General features: G+C 52.9%; 13 protein-coding genes. 8 read left to right on the top strand and 5 right to left on the bottom strand.

Annotated features, from left to right (window positions below):
• Nucleotides 1-65 precede the first annotated feature (65 nt).
• The 3 genes from dnaJ to OES20_14245 are packed head-to-tail and all read left to right on the top strand — an operon-like array spanning nt 66 to nt 3,549.
• Nucleotides 66-1,184, top strand: coding sequence for a molecular chaperone DnaJ (gene dnaJ, locus OES20_14255; protein ID MDH3635859.1), 1,119 nt, complete (start codon nt 66-68; stop codon nt 1,182-1,184).
• 24 nt (nt 1,185-1,208) lie between these two features.
• Nucleotides 1,209-2,006, top strand: a complete 798-nt coding sequence (gene dapB / locus OES20_14250; protein MDH3635858.1) for a 4-hydroxy-tetrahydrodipicolinate reductase — start codon at nt 1,209-1,211, stop codon at nt 2,004-2,006.
• A 28-nt stretch (nt 2,007-2,034) separates the two neighbouring features.
• Nucleotides 2,035-3,549, top strand: coding sequence for a HisA/HisF-related TIM barrel protein (locus tag OES20_14245; GenBank protein MDH3635857.1), 1,515 nt, complete (start codon nt 2,035-2,037; stop codon nt 3,547-3,549).
• A gap of 23 nt (nt 3,550-3,572) precedes the next feature.
• On the opposite strand, the gene gorA is transcribed toward OES20_14245, so the two are convergent.
• Complete coding sequence (gene gorA, locus OES20_14240; protein MDH3635856.1) at nt 3,573-4,928, bottom strand: glutathione-disulfide reductase; 1,356 nt, start codon at nt 4,926-4,928, stop codon at nt 3,573-3,575.
• 101 nt (nt 4,929-5,029) lie between these two features.
• Between gorA and OES20_14235 the strand changes: the two genes are divergently transcribed.
• On the top strand, nt 5,030-5,500 hold the full coding sequence (locus OES20_14235; protein MDH3635855.1) for a DM13 domain-containing protein: 471 nt from the start codon (nt 5,030-5,032) through the stop codon (nt 5,498-5,500).
• Nucleotides 5,501-5,527: 27 nt separating this feature from the next.
• Here OES20_14235 and OES20_14230 read toward each other — a convergent pair whose 3' ends face one another.
• Together OES20_14230 and OES20_14225 are read right to left on the bottom strand one after the other, a co-directional pair.
• Nucleotides 5,528-5,866, bottom strand: coding sequence for an MGMT family protein (locus tag OES20_14230; GenBank protein MDH3635854.1), 339 nt, complete (start codon nt 5,864-5,866; stop codon nt 5,528-5,530).
• Between the two features lie 274 nt (nt 5,867-6,140).
• Nucleotides 6,141-9,503, bottom strand: coding sequence for an NAD-glutamate dehydrogenase (locus OES20_14225; GenBank protein ID MDH3635853.1), 3,363 nt, complete (start codon nt 9,501-9,503; stop codon nt 6,141-6,143).
• A 115-nt stretch (nt 9,504-9,618) separates the two neighbouring features.
• Between OES20_14225 and putA the strand changes: the two genes are divergently transcribed.
• Nucleotides 9,619-13,257 (top strand): bifunctional proline dehydrogenase/L-glutamate gamma-semialdehyde dehydrogenase PutA, encoded by a 3,639-nt coding sequence (putA, locus tag OES20_14220; GenBank protein MDH3635852.1) that lies wholly within the window; start codon nt 9,619-9,621, stop codon nt 13,255-13,257.
• On the opposite strand, the gene OES20_14215 is transcribed toward putA, so the two are convergent.
• The gene (locus tag OES20_14215) at nt 13,254-13,823 is read right to left on the bottom strand and encodes a zinc ribbon-containing protein (GenBank protein MDH3635851.1); all 570 of its coding nucleotides are present in this window, start codon (nt 13,821-13,823) and stop codon (nt 13,254-13,256) included. The two genes, putA and OES20_14215, sit on opposite strands and share 4 nt — an antisense overlap.
• Here OES20_14215 and OES20_14210 point away from each other — a divergent pair.
• From OES20_14210 to OES20_14200, 3 genes are read left to right on the top strand one after another with little or no spacing between them, the layout of a single operon-like run.
• Nucleotides 13,817-14,308 (top strand): DUF4442 domain-containing protein, encoded by a 492-nt coding sequence (locus OES20_14210; GenBank protein MDH3635850.1) that lies wholly within the window; start codon nt 13,817-13,819, stop codon nt 14,306-14,308. The two genes, OES20_14215 and OES20_14210, sit on opposite strands and share 7 nt — an antisense overlap.
• Nucleotides 14,305-15,294, top strand: a complete 990-nt coding sequence (locus tag OES20_14205; protein ID MDH3635849.1) for a nitronate monooxygenase — start codon at nt 14,305-14,307, stop codon at nt 15,292-15,294. The genes OES20_14210 and OES20_14205 overlap by 4 nt, the downstream gene beginning before the upstream one ends.
• Nucleotides 15,284-15,913: a DsbA family protein gene (locus tag OES20_14200; protein ID MDH3635848.1), complete on the top strand. Its 630-nt coding sequence runs from the start codon at nt 15,284-15,286 to the stop codon at nt 15,911-15,913. Before OES20_14205 ends, OES20_14200 begins: the two co-directional genes overlap by 11 nt.
• Here OES20_14200 and OES20_14195 read toward each other — a convergent pair.
• Nucleotides 15,910-16,740, bottom strand: coding sequence for an HDOD domain-containing protein (locus tag OES20_14195; protein ID MDH3635847.1), 831 nt, complete (start codon nt 16,738-16,740; stop codon nt 15,910-15,912). The two genes, OES20_14200 and OES20_14195, sit on opposite strands and share 4 nt — an antisense overlap.
• Between the last annotated feature and the right edge of the window lie 63 nt (nt 16,741-16,803).

The raw sequence follows: 16,803 nt of genomic DNA, 5'->3' as shown, positions 1-16,803 counted from the left end.
TTCTGATCGTTATAAACCTGGCGTGATTTATCGCGCCAGGTTTTGTTATTTGTAGAAACGAGTCAATGTCACAACGCGATTATTACGAAGTTCTAGAAGTTTCAAAAAACGCCTCGGATGCCGAGATAAAAAAGGCTTTTCGTCGTCTCGCGATGAAATATCATCCCGATCGTAATCCCGATGATGAGACAGCCGAACAGAATTTCAAGGAAGCCAAGGAAGCTTTCGATGTACTGTCAAATCCCAACAAGCGCGCGGCCTATGACCAGTTCGGACACGCCGGTGTCGATCAATCAGTAGGCGGGGGCGGCTTCAGTGGAGGCGGCTTCGGTGACGCGTTCAGCGATATATTCGGCGATATTTTTGGCGGCGGAGGCCGTTCGCGGGTACGCAAGGGCGCCGACCTGCAATATAACCTCGAACTGAGCCTGGAGGATGCCGTCAGTGGCACGACGGTAAAAATCCGCGTGCCCACATTGAAACACTGCACGACCTGTTCAGGCAGTGGTGCAAAACCCGGCACCTCCCCGGAAACCTGCAACACCTGTGGTGGGCACGGCCAGGTACGAATGCAACAGGGATTTTTTTCGGTACAGCAAACCTGTCCCAACTGCCGGGGTAAGGGCACGACAATTAGTGATCCCTGCAATACCTGCCACGGTGCCGGGCGGGTTAAAGAACATAAATCACTCTCGGTAGAAGTACCTGCCGGGGTTGATAATGGTGACCGTATACGATTATCAGGTGAAGGCGAAGCGGGCGAAGCAGGGGCACCAACGGGCGACCTGTTTGTCCAGATACATGTCAAACCGCATCCGATTTTTGAACGTGATAACGCCGACCTTTACTGCGAGGTACCGATCAGTTTCGTGACGGCTGCACTGGGCGGTGAGCTCGAGGTTCCCAGTCTTGCAGGCAGATTGAACCTGAAAATACCGGCCGGTACGCAGACCCACAAGTTGTTTCGGATGCGCGGAAAGGGAGTTAAGCCGGTTCGAGGTGGTCCGGTTGGTGATTTAATCTGCCGCATTGTTGTCGAAACACCTGTAAAATTGAACGCCGAGCAAAAAGAACTGCTGCAACAATTTGCAGAATCCATGGGAAAAGCGGGGAAAAAGCACAATCCGAACGAAAATTCCTGGATCGATAATATGAAAAAGTTCTTCGAAGACATGAAATCTTGAGACTTTAAACCCGGGAGGCCACCAGTGACTCGAATCGCAATTGCGGGCGCGGCAGGACGCATGGGCAAAAACCTGGTCATCGCCTGTAGCGAGACCGAGGATATGACCTTAACCCAGGCGTTGGAGCGAGACCAAAGCCCCTCGCTCGGCATGGACTGTGGTTTACTGGCGGGTCTCGAACCCAACAAGGTGTTAATTGCTAGCGAGCTCGACGCCGGCCTGTTTGATATCCTGGTCGACTTTACGCATCCAACCGCTACCACGCATCATGTCGACTTCTGTTCCACCCATGGCAAGAAAATGGTGATCGGCACTACGGGTTGCGATGCAGCGCTCGAACAGAAGCTGCATCAAGCAGGACAGAAGATTGCCATCATATACGCACCGAACATGAGCGTCGGAGTAAACCTTTGCCTTAAACTGCTGCAAACCGCAGCCGCAGTCCTCGGCGACAGCGTCGATATTGAAATCATCGAGGCACATCATCGCCACAAGGTTGATGCACCCTCGGGAACCGCTTTAAAAATGGGCCAGGTGGTCGCCGAAACCCTGGGCCGCGACCTGGATGGTTGCGCCGTTTTTGGTCGCGAGGGGCAGGTAGGTGCCAGGGATCGTAAAACCATCGGATTTGAAACCATCCGTGCAGGCGATATTGTCGGCGAACACACGGTATTGTTTGCCGCCGAAGGTGAACGGGTCGAGATAACGCACAAGGCTTCCAGTCGCATGACTTTTGCCCATGGCGCGATGCGCGCCTGCCGCTGGATAGGGCAGCGACAATCGGGTCTTTACAGCATGCAGGATGTTCTCGATATAATCTGAATTCACATTAATTAGTTTATATAACTATATGAATTTAAAGCGGTTTACTATTTTCCCAGCCATACATATACGTAATGGTGAAGTGGTGCGCTTTACCCAGGGCGATACCGAGAATCCGGTCGTCTTCAATACCGACCCGGTTGCCTGTGCGCAACAGTGGATTGACCAGGGTGCCAGCTGGCTACAGGTCGTTAACCTTGATGCCGCCTTCGACGAAGAGGCCAGTCATAACTGGGAGTTAATCGAGCAAATCACTGCCCTCGACATCAATATCCAGTTTGGCGGCGGAATTCGCAATATCGACGATGTTCACTGGGCGATGAAGTCGGGGATCAAGCGCGTCATTATTGGCACTTCCGCCGTTGAAAATCCACAAATGATGGCCCAGTCAGTCGCGGCCTATGGCAGTGATGCAATCGTGCTTGGCATCGACGCCGATGCCAGCGGTGAAGTCCACATCCACGGCTGGCGTGCGCCCGGGAGCGTACAGGCAACAACGCTCGCGATTCAAATGCGTCAGCTCGGCGTAACCACCGCAATTCATACCAGCATTCATCGGGATGGTTCGATGACCGGCGTTGATCTGGAGGCATCGATCGACCTCGCGACGATGAGTGGTTTGCGAATTATTGTCGGCGGTGGAATTGGCTCAATGACGGACGTGCGCGAGTGCTTTAACAACGATGGCATTGATGGCGTAATTATTGGCAAGGCGCTTTATACCGGCAACGTTGACCTCAACAAAGCGCTACGCGTATGTAGCCGTAAAGATTCCTTCGAGGCCGGTCTGTCGCGATGGAAGGCTGATCAAAGCATGCCGTGGAATCGCTTTGGTTATGAACTGATCGAACATAACCTTAAAAAGCACATCCCGGTCGATTCAAGACCCTTGCGTATTCTTGACGCTGGCGGTGGCAACGGATTCGACAGCCTCGCGCTGGCACGCATGAATCATCAAATCGATATTGTCGATATCTCCCGGCAGATGCTCGACGATGCGCGCGCCAATGCTGCTTTGGCCGGCGTTACCGATCGATTGAATACCCATGCAATGGATATCCTTACCATTGGTAACAAGTTTCCCGAAAATGAGTTCGATATCGTCTTGTGTCATAACGTCATTCAGTTTATTGACGAGGTGCAACCTTTACTGGAGGTTCTGCGGCAGGTGCTGAAACCCGGCGGTTTCATGTCATTGATTACCACCAACCAGTACTCGTTACCCTACCAGGCGGCTTTTCTGGAACACGACCTTGACAAGGCCTACGAACTGCTGGACCAGGCCGATCAGTACAACTCGATATTTGATATCAATGTCCATGAATACCGTCCCGATGAAGTCATCGAGTGGCTCTCCAGCATGGGATTAGGTCTCGAAAAACACTACGGGATTCGTTGCCTTTACAACTACTGGGGTACCAATGAACTAAAGGAGGACTCCATCGTGTATGAAAAACTGAAACAGCTCGAATTGGAATTTACCGAGCGCAGCCCCTACAAGCTGACAGCCAGACAGTTTCAAATTATCGCTCGAAAATCCTGATCGATCGTCAGCTGCAATGATTGCTAGCGCATTGTCACCAGTTCCTCTGAACTGGTGGGGTGAATTGCGACGGTGTCGTCAAAGTCTCGCTTGCTGGCACCCATGCGGATTGCCACGGCAAACCCCTGCAGCATTTCATCGACCGCTGGCCCTATCATGTGACAACCGATGATCTTTTCTTCCTCGTCAAGGCACACCAGTTTCATCGCGGTAGGAACGTCGTGTCCACTGATCGAGTTATACATCGCCGTGAAACGGGTCTGGTAGACTTTGACCCGGTCTCCGTATTCCGCGCGTGCTGCTTCCTCGGTCACGCCTACCGTGCCAATCGGCGGATGACTGAAAACCACCGTGGGAATCAACTCGTAATCCAGATGGCGCTCGGCCTGGTTATCGTACAGGCGATCCGCCAGGCGTCTACCCGCGGCAACCGCAACAGGCGTCAACGGCGCTCGCCCGGTAACGTCACCCAGCGCGAAAATATGGGGCTGATTGGTGCACTGGTACATATCGGTCGAGATAAATCCCTTCTGGTTTATCTCGACACCGGCATTCTCGAGTTTTAACGTCTCAAGCTCAGGTACCCGGCCAATGGCATAGATGACCTGCTCCACATCTTCAAGCCCGACACCATGGTTGTCATCGACCCTCATCTGACCGGAGTCGGCACGTGTTATGCGGGTGATTTCGCAGTTGGTTCGAAGCTCGATACCGGATTTGGCAAGCTCTTCCAGCAAGGTTGTTTTTATCAGGCTATCAAACTCGCCCAGTACATGATGTTTGCGCAAATACAGGGTCACATGGCTTCCCAGCGAGTTCAGGACACCGGCCAGTTCTACCGCGATATATCCTGAGCCCGCTATCGCGACCCGGTTTGGTTGGTGATCGAGTTCGAAAAATCCATCCGAGGTAATCACATGTTCACCGCCGGGTATGTCCGCAACCCGGGGACGAGTGCCGGTGGCAATGGCGATATGTCGTGCCGAATAATGTCTGCCATTGACAGTGACCGTGTTGGCATCGATAAAACTGGCCTCGCCCTCGATTTCGTCGATGCCGAGTTCCTTCATGTACCCGTGATACCACTGATTGATTCCGCTGATATATCGCTCCCGCTTTTCAATCAGCCTGGCCCAGTCAAAGCCGTTTTTGGTCAGGTCGTAACCGTAGCCCGTGGCATCGTCGATCATGTGTGAAAGGTTCGCCGCGAACCACATGATTTTCTTTGGTACGCAACCCACGTTGACACAGGTACCGCCGATATCGCCTCTTTCAACGACGGCACAGCGTTGTCCGTAGCTGGCGGCACGTTCAACAATGGATAAGCCACCGCTTCCGGCGCCAAGTGTAATCAGGTCGTAATCGAACTCATGTGACATGTTATTCTCCAGGTTTAACGGCGCGCACTGTAACAGTTTTCCGGTAGATTTTTTAACCCCTTGCAGACATAATCCGACGAAACCTCGGGCGTTCGACTGAAATGTTCAAACTGATAAGATTCCTGATTACCCATGGAATTGCGCTGGCAATCGGCTTTGCGCTTGGTATCTACCTGCTGCCGATCCTGGTGGCACCGCAGGGACCAAGCGATGCCGAGGTGGCATCTTCATCCACGCAGGCGATGTTCAGCGCCCGCTTTCGAAAAGACCTGCCGGGCAGCGATTTTCTGCATTGGGGCGAAGGACAGGTTTCAATCTCGGCGAAGCAGGTCAGTTTCAAGGGTTCGCTGGCACCGGGACCCGCTTATCGGCTTTACCTGACCCGTGACCTGGTCCTGAACGAACAGGAGTTCATGCTGGTAAAGGACAGTTCTGTCAACATCGGGGAAATCAAGACTTTTAAAAATTTTATCCTGCCGATGCCGGAAAATGTCAATCCATCAGATTACGGCGCGGTTGTTGTCTGGTGCGAATCATTCGATGAATTTATTACGGCGGCAAAATACCAGTAACCCGTCATTTACAGGTTTAATTTACAACTAGTCTTGCGGGCCCCAGAGCATCCGGTCCAGGCTGTCATCGGAGTCAGGTTCAATTATTTTCAAACCATCGAAGTGTACGCCCTCCTGTTTCAATAATTGTGCCTGCTCCCGGTAACTGCTGGATCCGACTTCAAATGCCAGCGTGCGATTCGAACGCACCACCCGAAACCAGGGCAAGGGCTCCGGTGACCGACCGAGCGCAGCGCTTACCATCCGGGAATAACGAGGGAATCCTGCGGCCCTGGCTACTTCCCCGTAGCCCATAACGTGTCCGGGTGGAATCGCTGCAACGACCCGCCATATCTGGTGATCAAACTTTTCCCTGAAACGGCTCATGGCGCGAGTTTACTATCGGATGCTGTGGCTGAAAAGAAAGTGAGGTCTTAAGTAGAGGTTCGATTTATTATCTATCAGTTTGGCTATTTATTTTCACTAAACAGGCCCGGAGAAACGGTGACAGGATAAAAAATCAACAATAAGTGTTATATTGAGTCCAATAATTTACTTTAAGTAGTTTTCTTAAGTATATGTAATATAAAATAATTTAAAAAACTTCTATCTTCAATTTAGATACTCCAACGTATTACACCCATCGTCCGCAGAACCGGGATCAACTCGTTTCATCCTGCAACACGGGTTGCCTCTTACCGAGCTGTACCAGCCGGCGTACCTCTGAAACCGAGACGCTAATGGTTGGGAAATCGCAGCTTCGCATCGCGCTGAATTCATTGAGAATACTGTCATAACGCTGCAATGCGTCGGTATTCTGTTGCTCCCAGATAGCCATCGCCTTATTGACGTGACGCTTGTTTCCGACCATCTGTAAAATCAATTCGGTCAGATTATGCTGATTGGCGTGTAAGTCATTACGTAAATTGAGGATCGCGAGATGATTCCAGTGCGTGCGAACGATCGTTGTAGATATTGCATCCCTGATCCAGTGCAACTGCAGGCGTTCCGATAACGCATAAAACATTCGCGCCACGTTTTCGGTTTCGGTTTGCAGCTTGGTTTTGATTTCGATGATATCAAAAGCGGAAGCCAGCGTTGTTTTATCCACCAGCTCGTGTGCCAGTGCTTTAGGCAGCCTGTATTTGACAAAACGACGCTTGTTAGCCAGATAATTCTTGCGTGACTGGCCAACGATGACGCTCGAAATGACGTCTCGCAGAATAACCGTGTCGGCCTTGTAACTTTCGATTACTTCGTTGACGTCGAAATCCGAAGGCTGATTACGCAGTAACCAGCTTATCGAACGCTCCAGCAATCCACTGACATCCTGGAAACAATCATACCTGTCCTTTTCGTGGACGACATTGTCGAGCTTCTCCAGCTTTCTCCAGGTATCGTACAGGTCGAAAACTTCGACGCAGACCACGTAGGCCTTGGCGATATCTTCAATCGTAGCACCGGTCTCTTCGCGAATACGGGAACCAAAACCGATACCGATGTTGTTGGCAATCTGGTTACTCAGTATTGTCGCAATAATTTCCTTGCGCAGTGGATGTTTGCGAATTTCATCGGCGAATCGTTTCCGGATCAGGCGTGGGAAGTAGCCTAACAGGAGGGGATCATAACAGTCTTCCGTCAGCGAGGATGCTCCGAGCAGGGCGTTCTTATAGGTTAACTTGCTATAGGAGAGTAATATCGATAGCTCGGGACGCGTCAATCCCCGGTTCTTGGCAATACGATCGGTAATCTGCTTATCACTGGGAAGATGTTCCAGCCGACGGTTTAATATCTTCTCGGCCTCGAGGTGACGCATGAAGCGCGCGTGCTGATACATATTAAGCGCTGCATGCTGCTCGATGCTGTCGATGATCTGCGTCTGGCGATAGTTGTTAAACAGGCATTTCTGCGCAACTTCATCGGTCATTTCAACCAGCAACTGGTTGCGTTGTTCACTGCTCAAACGCCCGGATTTGACCAACTGTGACAACAGGATCTTGATATTGACTTCCTTGTCCGAACAATTGACGCCCGCCGAGTTGTCGATTGAATCGGTATAGATAAGGCCACCCGCCTGCGCATACTCGATGCGACCACGCTGGGTAACCCCGAGGTTACCACCCTCACCGATGGCCCTGGCTCGCACCTGTCTACCATTGATGCGAATCGCATCGTTACTCTTGTCGGAGACATCGCTATCGGATTCGGTGGCCGCCTTGATGTAAGTGCCAATCCCACCATTCCAGATCAGGTCTACATGGGCCTTGAGAATATATACGATCAGTTCGTTCGGGGTCAGGTGATCTTGCTTGCACCCGATGAGTTGCTTGATCTCGGCACTGAGATTGATGCGCTTTGCCGAGCGTAGAAAAATGCCGCCACCCTTACTGATCAGTTCCTTGTTGTAGTCATGCCAGCTTGAACGATGCATGCCGAATAGCCGTTCCCGTTCCTTATAACTCTTCCTGACATCGGGATTGGGATCAATAAATATGTGCATATGGTTAAACGCCGCTACCAGCTTGATACAGGGCGACAGCAGCATGCCGTTACCAAACACGTCTCCCGACATGTCACCGATACCGACAATGGTGAACGGTTCTCGCTGAATATCCCGGCCGAGGACACGAAAATGGCGCTTTACCGATTCCCAGGCACCGCGCGCGGTGATGCCCATCTTCTTGTGGTCGTAACCTTGTGAACCACCCGACGCAAACGCGTCATCCAGCCAGAAACCGTGTTGGTGGGAGATACTATTGGCAACATCTGAAAATGCCGCCGTGCCCTTATCGGCCGCAACCACCAGGTAGGGATCAGCGTCATCGTGAACCCGGGTGCGCTCGGGTTGCCTGATTTCATCATCGATCCGGTTATCTGTCAGTTCTAACAGGGCATTAATATACAGCGAGTAACAGGCCTGCACCTCACCATAAACTTCCCCAGCGGGTAAATGGGCGACCTGTTTGGTGATAAATCCACCCTTTGAGCCCGCCGGGACGATAACCGCATTTTTCACCATTTGTGCCTTCATCAAACCCAGCACCTCGGTGCGGTAGTCTTCGCGTCGGTCCGACCAGCGTATCCCGCCACGTGCAACACGCCCGCCACGTAAATGGATTCCCTCGAACCGCGGGGCATAAACATAGATCTCGACCAGCGGGCTCGGTTTTGGCAGCTGCTCGATTCGAAGCGAATCAAGTTTGAAGCTCAGGTGCCCGGAATCACCCGGGATTTTCTGAAAATAGTTAGTGCGTACCGTCGCATCAACCAGGTTGAGCATGCGCTTGTAGATAAGGTCGTGATCCAGGGATTCGATATCATTCAGCTTAGATTCGATTTCAGCGAATAACTCGAGATGCGAACCGCTGTCGATTTTATCCGGATCGAACTTGCGCATGAAGCTCCTGACCAGCAGCAAGGTGATATCGGGATAGCTATTCAACGTCTCGATAATGTATTCGCGGCTGTGCGGAAACCGGATTTGTTGCAGGTACGCGGTGTAGGCTCGTAATATCTGGATATTCCTGGCCTTGATACAGGCCGTGAACAATAAATGGTTAAAATCGTCGTTTTCGCTTTGCGATCGCCAGATACTGTCGAACAGTTCCATGAAGTAGCGTGGTATTTTTTCAGGATCGACGTCGCAGATATTATCGCCGCGTTCGAGCGTAAAATGATTAATCCAGTAGTTTCGATTACCGAGCTTTATACGATAGGGTCGACCAATCAGTACCAGCAGACCCATGGACTCGAATATCGGCATCGATTGCGACAGGGGAATAGTGTCTTTCAGCGTGTATAGCTTGATCGAGTAATTCCTGGGATCCCTGGAGATTTTCACCAGCCTGGCCTGTGCCCGGTTGCGAATATTTATCGTTGCCAGAACGGGCAGGTCGACCATCGCATCGTCTACCGAGAAATCACCCTGGTAGTTTTCTGAAAATGTTTGTTCACTGATTTTCAGCTTGCCCAGTCCGGCTTTCTCATCGACACGTTTGAATAGTCGTTTGTACCACCTGTTCATTACCGCAGCCCTTTTGATGTTATTGTTGGCATTGTAAACCTTTTATCGGAACCGGTTTGACTCTATATTAGAGTCCGGCGTCGAGAAATTTTATCTACTACCACGGAAAATATACATGCCTGCTGACCAGTCTGTCATCCCACCCATTTCAGCCGACAAGCTACGTTGCAAGATCCGTGAAAATTACCTCGGGAGCGAAGATGAAATAATTACTGACCTGGTTGCAGAGGCTGGCTTCGAAGCGGCAGAACGCAAGGCCATCAGCGAAATGGCTGCAGACTTGATAACGAAGGTCCGCGCGGACAGCAGTCCCAGCATGATGGAAAACTTTCTCGCTGAATATGGCTTGTCAACGCGGGAAGGGGTGGCCCTGATGTGTCTCGCCGAGGCACTGTTGCGAGTGCCCGACGCACAGACCATTGACGAGTTGATCGAGGATAAAATTTCTCCGGGCAACTGGGGTGAACACCTGGGTCATTCGGGGTCGCCGCTGGTCAATGCCTCTACCTGGGCGCTGATGCTTACCGGTAAAATTGTCGCCCCTGAAGATGAACAGGGTATACGCTTAACCTTGCATGGCCTGATAAAACGTCTTGGTGAACCCCTGGTACGCACGGCGGTAGCCCAGGCGATGAAAGAACTTGGCAGACATTTTGTGCTCGGTACCAACATCAACAAGGCGAGAAAACGAGCCAGGGAACTCGAGCAACAGGGATACACCTATTCATACGACATGCTCGGTGAAGCCGCCCGCACCGAGGCGGATGCACGCCACTACCACCTGGCCTACTCGGACGCGATCACGGCCCTGGCAAAAGATTGCAGACATCAAAGCACCCGTGACAACCCGGGCATATCGGTCAAGCTCTCGGCACTGCACCCGCGTTATGAAATAGGCCAGTATCTCCGGGTTATCAATGAACTGGTGCCAAGGGTTGAATCCCTGGCCATGCTCGCCTGTTCGGCCAACATGGGTTTCAATATCGACGCGGAAGAGGCAGATCGACTCGATATTTCGCTCGATGTCATCGAGGCCGTCCTAACCAATCCCGCGTTGCAGGACTGGCAGGGTTTCGGGGTTGTCGTGCAGGCATTTGGTAAACGCGCCGTGCCAATGCTGGACTGGCTCTATGCCCTGGCCAAACGCCTCGATCGCAAGATCATGGTCCGGCTGGTAAAAGGCGCCTACTGGGATACCGAAATCAAGCGCGCGCAGGTACTCGGACTTTCCGATTACCCGGTATTCACGCGCAAGGTAAATACCGATATTTCCTACCTTGCCTGCGCCAGGAAACTGTTGACCATGACCGATCGAATCTATCCGCAGTTTGCGACGCACAATGCACATTCGGTGGCCGCGGTGTTAAACCTTGCGGGGGGTCAGCACGATTACGAGTTTCAGAGACTGCACGGCATGGGCGAGTCATTGCACGAACACGTGCATCAAAAGCATGGTGCACACTGCCGTATCTACGCACCGGTGGGCGAACACCAGGATTTACTGGCCTACCTGGTTCGTCGACTGCTCGAGAACGGCGCCAACAGTTCGTTTGTCAACCAGATTGTCGATACCAGCATTTCCCCGGAATCCATAGCAAGCGATCCGATCGATCAGATATCGAAGCTAGAACAACTGTCGAATCCCGGGATCTGTTTGCCCGCGGCGCTTTACGGCAGCGCGCGCCTTAATTCCCGGGGCTGGGACATTACCGACCTGAATTGCCTGCACGAAATTAACCAGTCACGTGAAACCCTGAGTACAACAACCTGGCAGGCGGAACCGCTGACGAGTGCGCCAATAACACAAGAGAAAGTCGCACGGGAGGTTTTCAATCCTGCAGATCCCGAAGACCGGGTTGGAGAAGTCATCGATGCGAGCCTCGAAACAGTCGATCGGTCAATTCAGAGCGCGCTCGAAAGTTTTGACGAGTGGTCAGGTTCCACCAGGGAGGATCGCGCCCGGTGTCTGCAACGTGTCGCCGACCTGTACGAGCAAAACGCACCTGAACTCTTCGCCTTGCTGGCACGGGAGGCCGGTAAATCCTGGCTCGATGCCGTGGGTGAGGTGCGCGAGGCGGTCGATTTCGCGCGCTACTACGCGGCGCAACTCGAGTCGCTGGATAGCTCCCTGGTTGCGCGTGGCGTTATGGTTTGTATTTCACCGTGGAATTTCCCATTGGCGATCTTCAGTGGCCAGGTGTTTGCCGCGCTGGCTGCCGGAAACTGCGTTATTGCCAAGCCCGCCGAGCAGACCAGCCTGATTGCAGCGTTTGCAGGAAAACTGATACACCAGGCCGGAATTCCACCCGCGGCCTTTCAGCTGCTGCCGGGCACAGGTGCAATCGTCGGGGCAGCGCTTAGCGCCGATGCTCGCATCGCCGGTATCTGTTTTACGGGTTCGACGGCAACCGCGACGCACATTAATCGCAGCATGGCCCAGCATTTACCGGTGACGGCACCCCTGATCGCCGAGACCGGTGGTTTGAACGCGATGATTGTCGACTCGACCGCGTTGCCCGAGCAGGTGATCCGCGACGTCCTTGCGTCGGCCTTCCAGAGCGCTGGGCAGCGCTGCTCGGCATTGCGCATGCTTTACCTGCAGGAGGATATCGCGGATAAAGTCCTGGAAATGCTATTTGGCGCATTGGACGAGCTGGAGGTCGGGAATCCATGGTACCTGGCGACGGATATCGGGCCGGTAATTGACGAGGCTGCAAAGCAAAAAATTGAATCACATTGCCGCTCCATGGCGCAACAGGGAAGGGTACTCAAATCGATAGCGGTACCGGAAGAAGGCCTGTTCGTAGCCCCGACTGTGATCCAGCTGGATGGTATAGAGCAACTCGAGGAAGAAATCTTTGGGCCTGTGTTGCATGTCGCTCGCTTTGCGGCCAGCGATATAGATAAGGTAGTCAGCACCATAAATGAACAGGGTTATGGATTGACCTTTGGTATTCATACCCGGGTAGATTCGCGAGTCGAGCAAATCGTCAGGCGCATAAAAGCCGGTAATGTATATGTGAACCGTAACCAGATTGGAGCCGTGGTAGGCACCCAGCCGTTTGGTGGTGAAGGCCTCTCCGGAACCGGCCCTAAAGCCGGGGGTCCCTGGTATCTACAACGTTTCGTTGCCGAGACAAGTCTGCCAAACAGCAGCACCGATGAGGCGTCGGTCGACGCTGCAAGCTTGCAGAAACTGGTTTCGAAAATATCCAGCTTCAATGTCCCGGATTCGAATCCTGACCTCGGCCAATTACGACGGCTAGCCCGTGACGAGGGACTTCCGCAAGAGGTTAAATCGATTATCGAAATTTACACGATGCCAGGGCCAACAGGCGAGACCAATCAGTTATCGATGCATCCTCGCGGGGTCGTACTGTGCCTGGGACCAACACGCGGCGATGCGTTGCTGCAGGCAGTCGCGGCACTGGCACAGCAGAACGCAATCGTCATCGTGGCCGAACAGGCCACTCAACTGGCACAACGCCTGCAGCAGTTCGGAATGGCAGTGGGAATCGATGGATCGGTCGAAGCCGCGACGCTGAGAATGCTAGACGGTATCGATGCCGTAATGTCGCGGGCCCGGGCTGAGCAACTGCGCGCTTACCGAATCGCCCTGGCGGACAGAAACGGTAAGCTGATTCCGCTGATTTGTGGTGTTGATGAGCTTGACCGTCTCATCGTCGAGCGTCACCTGTGTATTGATACGACCGCTGCCGGCGGTAATGCCAGCCTGATCGCTGCAGGCAGCTAGCTGACAACCCGAAAGAATTCTTCCTGGTCGCATTCCGGGCAGCGCGGAATCTGGCCGGTCTGGGGTAGGGTAATGTTATTGTCACAGTTCCTGCAACACAACGTACCGGCGCTGCAGATTTCACCGCTTCGATAAATGCTTGCCTGGTGATCCTCATTTTCAAAAGCCCGGAAATCGAGCCAGGTTTTATCCGCCGCACGCGCAATCATTTCAATGAAACGATCTTCGACCACCGTTAAATCGAAGCTCAACCAATCCTTGAGTTCCTTGCCCTGCTGGTTCAGGGTTTTGTTGGCTTTCTGCATGTCGCGTTTCAGCGTGTCACCCAGGCTTTCTGCTTCCTCCTGGGTCAGGGCAAACAGTTCGCGCGCCAGTACCTGCGAATTGTGTACCATTTCCTCAACCGTCGGGGCGATGGCTTCTTCGGCTTCATGAATTGCTGCACTGACGTTTTCCACCATGTGGTCGAAAGCGGCAATCAGTTTTTCCCGGTCCTTATTTTCCATGGGTTCATTAATAGCGCATAATATCAGGCCGCACAAGTAAGCCTCCCGTTTCGATGACACAGATCAAATCCAGCGCAAATCAGGCGACGGTTCTCAAGTGGTGGTCCCGTCTCGAAGGACTGCCATTCGGCCGTCGTTTATTCAGCCTTGCACTCGGTTGGGTAGCGCCCTATAGCGGCACGATCAGTGCTTATGTCGAAGAGATACGGCCAGGCTACGCCCGGGTGAGCCTGAGGGACAAGCGCAGGGTTCGCAATCATCTGCATTCATTACACGCGATTGCTCTGGTCAATCTCGGTGAGATTGCAACCGGCCTGGCAGTACTGTCGACCATTTCTGCTAACATGCGTGGTATCGTGCTCGATATCCACGCGGAGTACATCAAAAAGTCACGCGGCAAGATAACCGCCATTGCCGAGTTTCAGTTACCCGAGTCGCTGGCAGACAATACCCCGTGCCAGGTCGAGGCAATACTGCGGGATCAAAGTGGAGAGACCGTCACACGGGTGCGAGCGACCTGGTTAATTGGAAACGAGACGACATGAGCCGAGATCTATCCTCAGCAGCAGCCGCATTTTGTCAGCAAGTCGGCATCCGTTACCCGGTAATTGGTGGCGCCATGTATCCCTGTAGCAATCCTGAATTGACAGCCGCTGTCTCGGAAGCCGGCGGTATCGGTATTTTACAGCCGATATCTTTGACATACGTTCACGGCCATGAATACCGCGAGGGCATCCGATTGATGCAGGAGCTAACGGATAAACCCATCGGCATGAATGCGCTAATCGAGAAATCATCAAAGAAATATCATCAGCGCATGTCGGAATGGATAGATATCGCACTCGAAGAGGGCATACGATTTTTTGTGACTTCCCTTGGAAAGCCGGGCTGGGTGGCCGAACGGGTGCATGCCGCGGGAGGTCTTGTTTATCACGATGTTACCGAGTTGAAATGGGCGAAAATCGGCCTCGATAATGGCGTCGACGGATTGATTTGCGTGAACAATCGTGCCGGCGGTCACGCGGGCCCGCAATCGATGCAGCAGATCTACGAGGAACTGCATGGGCTCGGCATTCCACTGGTATGTGCAGGTGGCATTGGCGAGTCGCGGGATTTCTGGGAGGCGCTGGATACGGGTTATTCTGCCTGTCAGCTCGGCACACGCTTTATCGCGAGTACTGAATGTCGTGCCAGCGATGCCTATAAGCAGGCGGTGCTCTCTGCCGTGGAGTCAGACATTGTATTATCGGAACGGGTAACCGGAATCCCGGTGTCGGTCATCAACACCGATTTTATCAAACGCAGTGGAACCGGCCTCGGCTGGTTTTCCCGCTGGATGCTGTCAGGTAACAAAACCAAGCACTGGATGCGTATGTTCTATGGTTTAAAGTCGATCTGGCAGTTGAAACACTCTTCGCTGGATGAAAAAGGTGAGAAAGACTACTGGCAGGCGGGTAAAAGCGTGGCCGGAATCGACACCATTGAAACCTGTGAAACCATCATGCGACAGTTAATCGGAGATGAGGCATAACGTCATGCAGGAAACCCTGATCTACGTACATGACCCGATGTGCAGCTGGTGCTGGGGCTTCGAACCCACGCGCCGGGTAATATTTGACGCCGTCGCCGGACACATGCACATTCGTCGCATCGTCGGTGGCCTGGCACCCGATTCGGACGAACCGATGCCTGCGGCAATGGCCACGATGCTGCAGCAAACCTGGCACCGAATCGAGCAAACCATCCCCGGCACTCGCTTTAACCACGGATTCTGGAGCGAGTGTTCACCAAGGCGCTCGACCTATCCCGCCAATCGTGCAGTTATCGCGGCCCGCGAACAGGGCGACGAGTATGACGAGGCGATGACCGGACGAATTCAACAGGCCTATTACCTGCAGGCTAAAAATCCATCGGATAACAGCACTCTGATTGAACTGGCGGCAGATATCGGTCTCGACGTTGAGCGATTTGCGCAAAGCCTGGTATCCGAGTCAACCCAGCAGGCATTGCTGGTTGAAATTCAGAGCGCACGGTCAATGGGGATAAACAACTTTCCGAGCCTCGCGCTAGTAAAAGCCGGAGTACTTCAACACATTGGACTGAACTACCGTGATCCGGAGGCGATGTTAAGCCAGATCGATGCTGCTTAGCGAATGGCGACCTTGATTTCTTCGACCTCGATGACACCGCCACTGATATCGATTTCATCGATATCAGTGCTCATACCCAGGCGCTCGAACGCGGAAACCTGGCTCAGGTCTGTACCCTTCAGGGGATGAGTATCGTCCCCGAGGGTCTGCAGCAGCGCGACCTGTACGACATCGACATAGTCTGCCTTGCCTTTGTCTCCATTACGCTGAAGAATCAGGTGCTCGGCGGGTACTTTAATCAGCGCATTGCTGAAATTCCACCGCTTTAAGATCTGGCTACCGACCATGGGATACAGGTCAAACAACAATTGTTCGAGCGCCTCTGCATTGTTCAGTAAAGCAGGATCGCTTTCAGCCTTTACCAGGATCGGGGAGAGGCCGATCGAGTGGGTTAATCCCGCCAGCAGGGCGCTATCCGCTTCCAGTGATGACGAACTCTTGGCGATCATTGCGCTCAGGGCCGCAACATCGGTGCTCAGCTTCCAGGCTTTACGCAGGTGAAAATCAACCACCGGGTGGGTGGCCTGGAACAGTTGTTTCATGACCAGGCTGGTTGTAAGTGTACGTACCGTATCCAGGCCCATGCGCATGGTAGCAGCCTGGACGGTCTCGGCTGGACTGATGCCTCGATAAAGCGCCGAGTTGCCGACCTGGACAATACGCGCCGAAAGCGCTGCATCTGTTTCGATGATCTTGGCAACATCGTTTATCGAAGCCTTGTCGTCTTCGGCTGTTTCGCGAACCTTGAGCGCGACTTCGGGTAAAGTAGGTAGAGGTAAACGATCGTTTTCCAGATCGTCAATAATGGATTCCGCGGTGATGCTCATCGTTTCTCGGAGGCTTGAATCAGGTACTCTCGAGTATAGAAGTCAATTTTGATTTCACAGCCG

The organism is Gammaproteobacteria bacterium, from assembly GCA_029862005.1.
In the GTDB taxonomy this organism is placed as follows: domain Bacteria; phylum Pseudomonadota; class Gammaproteobacteria.
The sequence above is the reverse complement of the archived record's forward strand: the minus strand, read 5'-3'. Positions and strand labels throughout refer to the sequence as shown.

Coding starts and splice junctions, on each gene's coding strand:
- OES20_14205 (MDH3635849.1), top strand. CDS start 14,305: ATGAGCCGAGATCTATCCTCAGCAGCAGCCGCATTTTGTCAGCAAGTC.
- OES20_14245 (MDH3635857.1), top strand. CDS start 2,035: ATGAATTTAAAGCGGTTTACTATTTTCCCAGCCATACATATACGTAAT.
- OES20_14200 (MDH3635848.1), top strand. CDS start 15,284: ATGAGGCATAACGTCATGCAGGAAACCCTGATCTACGTACATGACCCG.
- OES20_14210 (MDH3635850.1), top strand. CDS start 13,817: ATGACACAGATCAAATCCAGCGCAAATCAGGCGACGGTTCTCAAGTGG.
- OES20_14235 (MDH3635855.1), top strand. CDS start 5,030: ATGTTCAAACTGATAAGATTCCTGATTACCCATGGAATTGCGCTGGCA.
- OES20_14230 (MDH3635854.1), bottom strand. CDS start 5,866: ATGAGCCGTTTCAGGGAAAAGTTTGATCACCAGATATGGCGGGTCGTT.
- OES20_14195 (MDH3635847.1), bottom strand. CDS start 16,740: ATGAGCATCACCGCGGAATCCATTATTGACGATCTGGAAAACGATCGT.
- putA (MDH3635852.1), top strand. CDS start 9,619: ATGCCTGCTGACCAGTCTGTCATCCCACCCATTTCAGCCGACAAGCTA.
- dnaJ (MDH3635859.1), top strand. CDS start 66: ATGTCACAACGCGATTATTACGAAGTTCTAGAAGTTTCAAAAAACGCC.
- OES20_14225 (MDH3635853.1), bottom strand. CDS start 9,503: ATGAACAGGTGGTACAAACGACTATTCAAACGTGTCGATGAGAAAGCC.
- gorA (MDH3635856.1), bottom strand. CDS start 4,928: ATGTCACATGAGTTCGATTACGACCTGATTACACTTGGCGCCGGAAGC.